The organism is Kitasatospora sp. NPDC043949 (genome assembly GCF_056435365.1).
Window position 1 is genome coordinate 94,245 of sequence record NZ_JBWKEQ010000034.1, and the last position, 2,473, is coordinate 96,717.

The window sequence follows — 2,473 nt, forward strand, 5'->3', positions numbered from 1 at the left end:
GGGGGGGTGTGGGGGGGGTTTTCTGGGTGGGGGCGTGGAAAAAGGAGGGCGAGTGAGAGTGCCCCCCCGGGGGGGAGCGGCGTTCCTCCCCTGGGGCCCCCCCCGCCCGTGTGCTCGCCCGAATGGGGTCGTTGGGCCCTGGGTCCTGCGGCGGTCGGTGGGCGATGATGCCCTGGGCCCTGCCGGGAGTGTGCGGGGGTGACGAAGGTGGAGCCGCGTGATGGCGACCAAGACGGCGGGCGCCGGGGCACCGGCGCCGGTGCGGGTGTTCCTGCTGGACGACCACGAGGTGGTGCGCCGCGGGGTGCACGACCTGCTGGACGGCGAGCCCGATCTGGAGGTGGTCGGCGAGGCCGCCACCGCCGAGCAGGCGCTCGTCCGGGTGCCCGCGCTGCGGCCCGACGTGGCGGTGCTGGACGTCCGGCTGGGCGACGGCGACGGGGTGTCGGTCTGCCGTGAACTGCGCTCCCGGATGCCCGGCCTGGCCTGCCTGATGCTGACCTCCTTCGATGACGAGGAGGCGCTGCTGGACGCCGTGATGGCGGGTGCCGCCGGGTACGTGCTCAAGCAGATCAGCGGCACCGACCTGGTGGCCGCGGTGCGGACCGTCGCCTCCGGCCGCTCGATGCTGGACCCGGGCGCCGCCACCCGGCTGCTCAACCGCCTGCGCAGCGACGCCGAGCCCGCGCAGCCCGTCACCACCGGGCCCGCGCTGACCGTGCGCGAGCAGGAGGTGCTGGCGCTGATCGGGGAGGGCCTGACCAACCGGCAGATCGGCGAACGGCTCTACCTCGCCGAGAAGACGGTGAAGAACCACGTGTCGCGGCTGCTCGCCAAGCTGGGTGTGGAGCGGCGGGTGCAGGCCGCGCTGATCTCCACCGAGCTGCGCCAGGCGGCCGCCGCCGCGCAGCCGGCGCACCTGCGCTCCCTGCGGGGCTGACGCGACGTCCGGGCCCGGGACCCCCGGCGGGACCATCGGCCCTCGCGGCGCCGCCACCGCCGGGGCGAGCATCGAGAGCATGAACGGTGATCACGACCTGCTCGAACTGGACCGGGAGCGGGCGCTGGAACTGCTGGCCAGGGCCGCGGTCGGCCGGGTGGTCTACACCATCCGCGCCCTCCCGGCGGTGCTGCCGGTGTCCTTCCGGCTCGACCTGTCGGACGGCGGCGGAGTGCTGCTCTCGGCCCCGGCCGGCTCCGAACTCGCCCGGGCCGTGGACGACGCCGTGATCGCCTTCGAGGCCGACGAGGTGGACGGCGTGGACGGCTCCGGCTGGTACGTGACCGTCCTCGGCCGCGCCCAGGTCGGCCCCGCCGCTGGCCGCGCCCCCGGGGCCGTCCGGATCCGCATCCGCCCGGAACTCGTCGTCGGCCGGCGGCTGCCCCCGCGCACCGACTAGGCCGTGTCCTGCCGATCACTTGAGTCGTTGATACGACTATGGGGAGTAGGGGTGATCTGACTGACGGCCAGTGGGAGCGGCTTCGGCCGCTCCTGCCGGTGAGCAACGGGCGTTGTGGCAGGTGGCGGGACCACCGGCAGGTTATTGACGGCATCCTGTACCGGACCCGGACAGGCGTGCCGTGGCGCGATCTTCCGGAGCGCTACGGTTCGTGGAAGACCGTCCATGAGCGGCATCGCCGCTGGTCGGCGGACGGGACGTGGGAGCGCCTGCTCCAGCGGATCCAGGCGGAGGCGGATGCCGCCGGCGGGATCGACTGGGACATCTCCGTCGACTCCACCTCCATCCGCGCGCACCATCATGCGGCCGGAGCCCGTCACGCGCCGCCGGTCTTCAAAGGGGGCGCCGCGCAGGCGGTCAGGAATGCCCAGATGTGGACGGAACTGTTCAACTGCCTGGCGGCGGTGGCGCGGCCGGCGAGGCCCTCGGACGGTCCCGGGGCGGCCACACCACCAAGATCCACCTGAGCGCGGAGGGACACTGCCGGGCGTTGTCCCTGGTCATCACGCCGGGACAACGCGCCGACTGCACCCAGTTCGAGCCCGTCATGGACAAGATCCGGGTTCCGCGTCTCACAACCGGACGCCCCCGCACCACGCCCGACAGCGTCAGTGCCGACAAGGCCTACAGCAACCGCCGGACCCGCCACTACCTGCGACGACGAGCGATCCGACACGTCATCCCGGAGAAGGCAGACCAGGCGGCCAACCGCCGCAATAGGGGAAGCGCGGGCGGCCGGCCACCCGGATTCGACAAAGAGCGGTACAAGAAGCGCAACGTCGTCGAGCGTGCGATCAATAAGCTGAAGAACTACCGCGCCGTCGCGACCAGGTACGACAAACGCGTGTACGTCTTTCTCGGCACAGTCACGGTCGCCGCACTGGCCATCTGGCTCCGCTCATGATCGCGCGGACAGAACCTAGTACTGCAACGGTGCTTACCATGTCGAGGCTTCAGCTCTTGGGCTGTGGCCTCGTCTTTTGTAGTGGCTGGTCCGGGCCTGTTGTTGGCGT

At 71.9% G+C, this 2,473-nt stretch carries 3 protein-coding genes; all 3 read left to right on the forward strand.

Going from position 1 to position 2,473, the window contains the following annotated elements; all coding sequences use genetic code 11:
• The first annotated feature begins 220 nt into the window (after positions 1-220).
• On the forward strand, positions 221-940 hold the full coding sequence (locus AC07AL_RS25745; RefSeq protein WP_363584711.1) for a response regulator transcription factor: 720 nt from the start codon (positions 221-223) through the stop codon (positions 938-940).
• A 79-nt stretch (positions 941-1,019) separates the two neighbouring features.
• A complete protein-coding gene (locus tag AC07AL_RS25750) occupies positions 1,020-1,400 on the forward strand; it encodes a pyridoxamine 5'-phosphate oxidase family protein (protein ID WP_363584713.1) in 381 nt (126 codons plus the stop codon).
• Positions 1,401-1,438: 38 nt separating this feature from the next.
• Positions 1,439-2,364, forward strand: a protein-coding gene (locus tag AC07AL_RS25755) for an IS5 family transposase (RefSeq protein ID WP_478318328.1) whose coding sequence is annotated in 2 segments (ribosomal slippage) — positions 1,439-1,805 and positions 1,805-2,364 — 927 coding nt in all. Because the reading frame shifts where the segments join, the coding sequence is not laid out codon by codon here.
• Positions 2,365-2,473: the final 109 nt, after the last annotated feature.